Origin of the sequence: Flavobacterium sp. (assembly GCF_044377315.1) — a bacterium.
Classification (GTDB): domain Bacteria; phylum Bacteroidota; class Bacteroidia; order Flavobacteriales; family Flavobacteriaceae; genus Flavobacterium.
This window is the reverse complement of the sequence record NZ_JBILJG010000025.1, coordinates 34,749-41,607: the sequence shown is the minus strand read 5'-3', so window position 1 is coordinate 41,607 and position 6,859 is coordinate 34,749. Positions and strand designations below refer to the sequence as shown.

General features: G+C 32.5%; 6 protein-coding genes. All 6 read right to left on the bottom strand.

The annotated features are described in order from the left end of the window. The coding region (locus ACIQ66_RS08955; RefSeq protein ID WP_396212460.1) for a TolC family protein at positions 1–1,174 on the bottom strand (1,174 nt) is incomplete at its 3' end. Positions 1,175–1,311: 137 nt separating this feature from the next. Continuing rightward, positions 1,312–2,910, bottom strand: coding sequence for a hypothetical protein (locus tag ACIQ66_RS08950; protein ID WP_396212459.1), 1,599 nt, complete (start codon positions 2,908–2,910; stop codon positions 1,312–1,314). A gap of 98 nt (positions 2,911–3,008) precedes the next feature. After that, positions 3,009–3,218 (bottom strand): hypothetical protein, encoded by a 210-nt coding sequence (locus ACIQ66_RS08945; RefSeq protein ID WP_396212458.1) that lies wholly within the window; start codon positions 3,216–3,218, stop codon positions 3,009–3,011. A gap of 453 nt (positions 3,219–3,671) precedes the next feature. Beyond that, positions 3,672–4,223: a phosphatase PAP2 family protein gene (locus tag ACIQ66_RS08940; protein WP_396212457.1), complete on the bottom strand. Its 552-nt coding sequence runs from the start codon at positions 4,221–4,223 to the stop codon at positions 3,672–3,674. Then, positions 4,223–4,546, bottom strand: a complete 324-nt coding sequence (locus ACIQ66_RS08935) for a twin-arginine translocase TatA/TatE family subunit (RefSeq protein ID WP_396212456.1) — start codon at positions 4,544–4,546, stop codon at positions 4,223–4,225. The genes ACIQ66_RS08940 and ACIQ66_RS08935 overlap by 1 nt, the downstream gene beginning before the upstream one ends. 43 nt (positions 4,547–4,589) lie before the next feature. Further along, entirely contained in the window at positions 4,590–6,854 is a 2,265-nt protein-coding gene (locus tag ACIQ66_RS08930; protein ID WP_396212455.1) for a M1 family metallopeptidase, read from the bottom strand. Positions 6,855–6,859 lie beyond the last annotated feature (5 nt).

Below are 6,859 nucleotides of genomic sequence, written 5' to 3'. Positions count from 1 at the left end.
TTTGTCTAATTCTGAACGCTTCTTGCGATTGCTCGAAAGCCAATTGCGATAAATTAACTTTGTTTTCCGAATCTAATAATTGGCGATTTGTTTTGTTTAATTCCAATTGACTTTGTTTCGTATATTGTTCTTTTTCTACATCAGCTTTTTGAGATTCGGCTTTTGCTTTTTCATATTTTCCAATAGATTTGTAACCATCAAAAATATTCCAAGATAATTGAGCGCCAACTAAATAGCCTTTTGCCGATGTTCCTAAAACAGTTGCGTCGTACATTTCATAACTTCCAAAAGCATTTAATCTTGGTAAAAACGTCATTTTTGAAGATTGTAACATTTTTGCATACGCTTCAGAAGATTTACTCATCGCTTGAATGTCTTTTCTGTTTTCGGATAAAGTAGTATTTATAGGTTCAATTGAAATGGTGTTTTCTAACGCTTCAGATGGTTTATACACTTTTCCTTGCGTGTCTTCGTTTAATAAAAACCCTAAATAATCTGAAGCATTTTGCACATTACTTTTTGCATATTGCAACTGATTGGCAATTTCATTTACACGAACTTGTACGTTTAACAAATCAGTTTTTTGCAACATACCTTGTTTGAAATAATTTTCTACTAATTTCAAATTGGCTTTTCCGGTGGTGTTTGCTTTTTCTAAAACTTTAACGGCTTTATATGCTAATTGTAATTGCATATATGCTTTAGAAACTTCTAATTCTAAATATTCCTTAGTGCGTTCGGTTTGTAATTGAAACGCCTCCATTTTGGCTTTAGCGGCTTGTCTTCCATAAAAACCATCTATATTAATAAGAGGTTGTTGAATTTCAAACTTGGTTGCAAAATTTTGTGTTTTGGCAGGGTCATTTAATAACGCTGGATTAAAATCGGAAGCTGTTAAAATTTCTTGATTTAATTTTGAACCAAATGCCATTAATGGATTTGTAGTTGAAATTCCGGTGTGTGACACATTGATGTTAGGTAAAAAGAGTGCATTGGATTGATTGTAATCTGCCTTTGCCGATTGATAGGTTTTTTCGGCAATTTTTATTTGTAAATTCTTCTCAACGATTTTTTGTACTAATTCACTTTTGGAAATAGCCAAAGTGTCTTGACTAAAACCAAAGACCGAACTCAAAATTGTTCCTGTAAAAATGATGTAACTTATTTTCTTCATAATTTTATATCTGAATTATGAAGCAAAAGTAGAACTGCAAAAATGACTATACAGTTACAAATGTTACAGAGTAACTAATGTTACTAAAAAAAGCGTCCAATTTCTTGAACGCTTTTTGAATAAATAGTATGATTTATTTAGTTAACTAGTACCTTCTGAGAAACATAAAATTTATCATTAAATACAAAAGTTGCTATAACCGTTTGATTAGGAGCTACATCTAATTCGAAATCAATATAATTCTCACCTTGTTTTGCATCTAAAATTTCGCCATCAGAAATAACTTTACCATCAAGTGAAGTAATGAAATAATCAATTGTTGTTGCGTACGCCATATTAAAATTGATTTTTACTTTTCCGTTTTGCGCAGGATTAGGAAAAACGGTCATAGAAAACGGATTTTTTCCATCAATTTCATAAACAGAAAGAGAAAGATTTTTTATCAATTTGACTTCATAAATTGTAGCATTTGCAGAAGTTGTACTAGTTTGATTATTAGTAAAGGGACTAGTTGTCGGGCTATAAATTCCGCCAACTATATGACCAATTACAAATTCATTTTCCGTGATTTGGTCTAACTTTATAACTTCATTAGAAAAATGCGGCAATAATTTATTTGGAATAAACTCTGCACCAGTCCCTTTTAGAGCTGGCATAGTTTCTGGCATTTGATATTCTTGCAAAGTTCCGTCAGCAAAACGAGTAGTTCGGCTAATGGTGTTAACAAAAGGAACCGTATTATCCTGAACCAAAGTGGTTCCGTTGTAATAATATTGGCTCATTCCGCCAAAAAACAAATTATGCATTCGGTTGGTAGTCGCATCATACAAGCAAGATTTTGCATTATGATAATTACTTAAATATTGATTAAAAGTTGTTTGCGGAAAATAACCTGATTCTTTGATATCAACAGGATATAAGAAAGGTAGATCAACATTTATTTGAAAAACTCCAGAAGAAATTGTATAGCCTAATTCTCCATTTGGAAAAACTTGAGGTAATAAATTGTAATCTCTTCGATGTAAATGAACCGCATCAGAAATCAATTCATAATTAGAAATACTCAATTGTGTTGCTGAATTATAAATATTGAATTTTTTTATCCCATTAGTGTATGTTTGGGTAAAAGTTGGGTTATTCATTGGGTTATAGCGTCCGTCAAAACAATGACCTCCAACAAGATAGAATGTATTTTCAATTTTACCTAATTGCCCGCCTGTAACTGCAAAATTCTCATCGGTAATTTGTTTGAAATAACTAGTAATTGATGAACCGCTCACAACTGCATTTATCAAATTTGGCACATCAACAGAAGTCAATTTATTAAACGTAATATGATTATTAGCGGTTACAGAATAAGCATACCCTCCGATGAGATACAAAGTATTATCGTCTTGATAAAAATTGAAATTTGTTGCTTGAAGCTGCTCTTTTAATGGTGTAAATAATGAATTTACCGAAGCCGACCAAAACTGGTTAGTAGTAATATCAACCACAAAAATATTAGTATTATTACTTGCAGCTGGAAAAGCGTTAAAAGGTTGGCGTGCATGAATCCCGTCTATTCTGCCGCCAATTATTAACCATTTTCCGTTATGTTGTGCAAAGGCATAGGAATGAATTCCTGGAAAATTTGGAATCGTTTTTGGGGTTAATTGTATCTGATAGTCAAATGTAGTTTGCGAAATGGCAAAACTTGAGAATACTAAAAATACAATTTTAAATAATGCTTTCATTTTTTATAAATATTAAGGGTTAACAATAGTCGTATGGTGTCAATTTAAAACTGACACTATACACTATTACTATAAAATGTTACTGCTTATATTGTTTTCTATTTTTTAGAAGAACAACATCCGCTTGCTTTTTTACTAACGCTTCCAGATGATTTTTTCTCATCAGTAGAACATGCTTTTTTTTCACCTGCAGCGCAAGGTTTTTCTGTTTTAACTTTTCCTTTTTTCTGTATTGGCTCTTGTTGAGCATTACCATTTACTGAAAATAAGAAAGTTACTATTGCTATTATTGAAAGGAATTTGTTCATTTTTTATTTGATTTAAATTTTTAAATTGATTTATAGTAATTAACTAAATTACTTTGATTTAATACATTAAAAGTATTTCTGGTGGTTGCCAAATGGCAGTGTTGTAATTGGAAATTAAATTTTTGTGATAAAGAATATTCTTTTTTTTAGGAATGAAAATTTTATTGATTACAAAAGAATAATTTGTTTGAAAAACCAAAAAAGTTGGGCTATTCAAACTGTAACTTAACAAGCATTTTTCTTTTTCACAACCTTTGTCAGGTTCGCAATCAGAACTAGTTTTATTACAAGAATTTTTTTGTTTATTGGACAATTGCATCTTGATAACTTTAACAGTAGGAAGAATAGTTAAAGTATTAAAATAGAGACAAAACAAGATTGCAAAATATTTCATGCAACGAAACTACAATGAAAATAAATTGTAATTTGTATCAAATGTTACAAATAGTAATTCTAAGCTTGAATTTTCTTTTGATAAACTTTGTAAAAAAGAAATCCGGAAGTCGCTCCAAAAGTATAACCCGCCAAAATATCACCTGGAAAATGCAATCCTAGATAAATTCGGCTATAAGCGAATATTAATGGAAATAAAAACAATAAGTAAATGTGTTTGTAATGTTTTCTCATTATCAAATATACAAATACGGTAGTAGCCATTGAATTGGTAGCATGGCCAGAAAAGAAACTGAAAGTATCGCTCTGTTTTACAACTCTGATACTATCTTTAATTTGCAAATCGTTGCAAGGTCTAAGACGTTCAAAAGTATATTTAAAAAGATTCGCTGTTTGATCACAAATAAGAATTAAAAAAGCGATGAATAAGATTATTATTCCAAGGTTTTTAAGTCCCAATTTTTTATAAATAAGATAGAAAACCAGCAGAAAAAAAGGCGTCCAATTAACTTGTTTGGTAATAAACTGCCATAAAAAATCAAAAGCAGGCGAACCTAATCCGTTAAGAAAAAGAAAAAGTTCTTTATCGAGTGAAATTATTTTTTCGAGCATTATAGTTGACGTTTTATTGGCCCAGTTAAATCGTCAATAGATTCTTTGACATCATTAAAAGGATTGATTTCCTTTGCGGCAAGATTTTCTTTTATAGTTTCAATTTCAGTGTTAAAACCACTTGTTAAGTCTTTTATAGAAGTATCCAAACCATTGGCTTCGGCGCTTTTTTGAATCTCCGTTTTAATTTCGTTAGTGGCGTTTTTAAGTTGCGCCATTCCTTTCCCAAGAGTACGTGCAATAGTTGGTATTTTGTCAGCACCAAAAAGCATTAAGGCAATGAAAATTATAAAAATCATTTCTCCTCCACCTATTCCAAACATAATTTTTTTGTATTAAAATTAGCTTTGCAAAGTTACAAAATTGTTAGTCAAATTTTGATTTTATTTCTTGTTTTGGCCAAGTATTATTGGTCAAATCTACATCGGCTGTTTCTTCTTTTGGATCGAGTACAATTTTGGTTACTTTTTTATCGGTTGCAAAAGTTCGGTTGGCTTCTTTATCGTTCATTCGCCATATTTGCGCTGGAAAACGGTGCGTTTCTGTGGTTCCGTCTTCAAAAGTTAGTTCTACAATAATTGGCATTACCAATCCGCCTGGTTTGTCAAAAGTTACTTGGTAGAAATATTTAGGCGTTTTCAATTTAGCTTGTTCTTCTTTAGAAAATGTTTCATTAATATAAGTTTCCAATGATTTTGAATCTTTAATTTCAAAAGGCTTATCCATTGAAGCTTTGAAACTTTCACTTCCTTCGGACACCATATAAACCATTGGTCCTTCAATGCGATAGCGTCGTCTTCTATTTTTTAGAAAATCTTTCACTTCTTTAGGTTCGTCATTACTTACAAAGTATTTTTTTACTTCTTTAATTCCCATATCAACATTATCGGTTGTGTAAAACCATCCTCTCCAAAACCAGTCAAGATCAAAGGCAGAAGCATCCTCCATTGTTCGGAAAAAATCTTCAGGAGTAGGATGTTTAAATTTCCAGCGATTTGCATAGGTTTTAAAAGCATAGTCAAATAATTCTCTTCCCATAACGGTTTCTCGAAGAATATTAAGGGCTGCCGCTGGTTTACCGTATGCGTTGTTTCCGAATTGGCGGATACTTTCTGAATTGGACATTATAGGCTCTAATCCTTTTTCGTCACCGCTCATGTAGGGCACAATGTTTTTGGCTGGACCACGATCGGCTGGAAAATTTGGATCCCATTCAATCAAAGCACAATATTCCAAAAATGAATTAAGACCTTCATCCATCCAAGTCCATTGACGCTCATCAGAATTGACAATCATTGGAAAGTAATTATGTCCAACTTCGTGAGCAATTACGCTTATCATTCCGTGTTTTACCCTATCAGAATATTTTCCGTCTGGTTCTGGTCGTCCCCAATTCCAACAAATCATTGGGTATTCCATCCCTTGATCTTCAGCGTTTATGGAAATCGCCTTTGGATAAGGATAATCAAATGTATGATTTGAATAACTTTTTAATGTATGTGCTACAATTCGAGTAGAGTATTCTTCCCAAAGAGGATTTCCTTCTTTTGGATAAAGTGAAATTGCCATAGCAGTTTTAGAATCTAATTGTACCGCCATAGCATCGTAAATAAATTTTCTAGAAGTTGAAATTCCGAAATCTCTAACATTCTCTGCTTTGAATTTCCATGTTTTTTTCTTGTCTGAAAATCCTTTTTCGGTTACTTCAGCTTCGGCTTGTGTTATCACAATTACAGGTTTGTCAAATGATTTTTCCGCTTGTGCATAACGTGCTAGTTGCGTTGGAGTAAAGACTTCACTTCTATTTAGTAAATTTCCTGTTGCTTCCAAAACATGATCGGCTGGAACGGTGATGTTTACTTCAAAATCGCCAAAAGGCAAAGCAAACTCACCCGAACCCCAAAATTGTTGATTCTGCCAACCTTCTACATCGTTATACACTGCCATTCTTGGATAAAATTGAGCTATAACATAAAGTCTATTTCCGTCTGGAAATTGCTCATAACCTGAACGACCGCCATCTAAACGATAATTGTTGATATTATACCACCATTTGATAGAAATAGAAATCTTTTCGCCTTTGGCAAGAGGTTTTGGCAACTCAATACGCATCATAGTTTGATTGATACTGTATTGCATTGGTTTTCCGAGTGCATCTTTTACATATTCAATATTAAAACCACCATCAAAATCTTCTTCTAGGTATTTTCTTGAAAATCCTTTTGGACTAGATACAGGATCAGTCACATTACTATCAACTAATGGCGAAAGCGACTTACGAGATTGTTGGTTTTGATCTAGTTGCAACCATAAATAATCTAAAGATTCCTTTGCGTTATTGGTATAAATAATGGTTTCTTTTCCGGCTAATTTTGCATTTTTATCGTCTAGTTCGATGTCAATTTTATAATCGGCTTTTTGCTGATAATATTCTGGTCCTGGTGCTCCAGAAGCTGTACGATACATATTGGGTGTTGCCAACAAATCATACATCTGTTTGAATTTATCTGGATTTTTTTCGCTTTTAGGTTTTGTGGTTGTAGTTTGCTTTGCCAATTCGCCTTTTGGGCTAGGGTCTTGAGCTAATATAAAACTTGGAAATAGCACTAATGCCAAAAGAAATTTTTTCATACCTT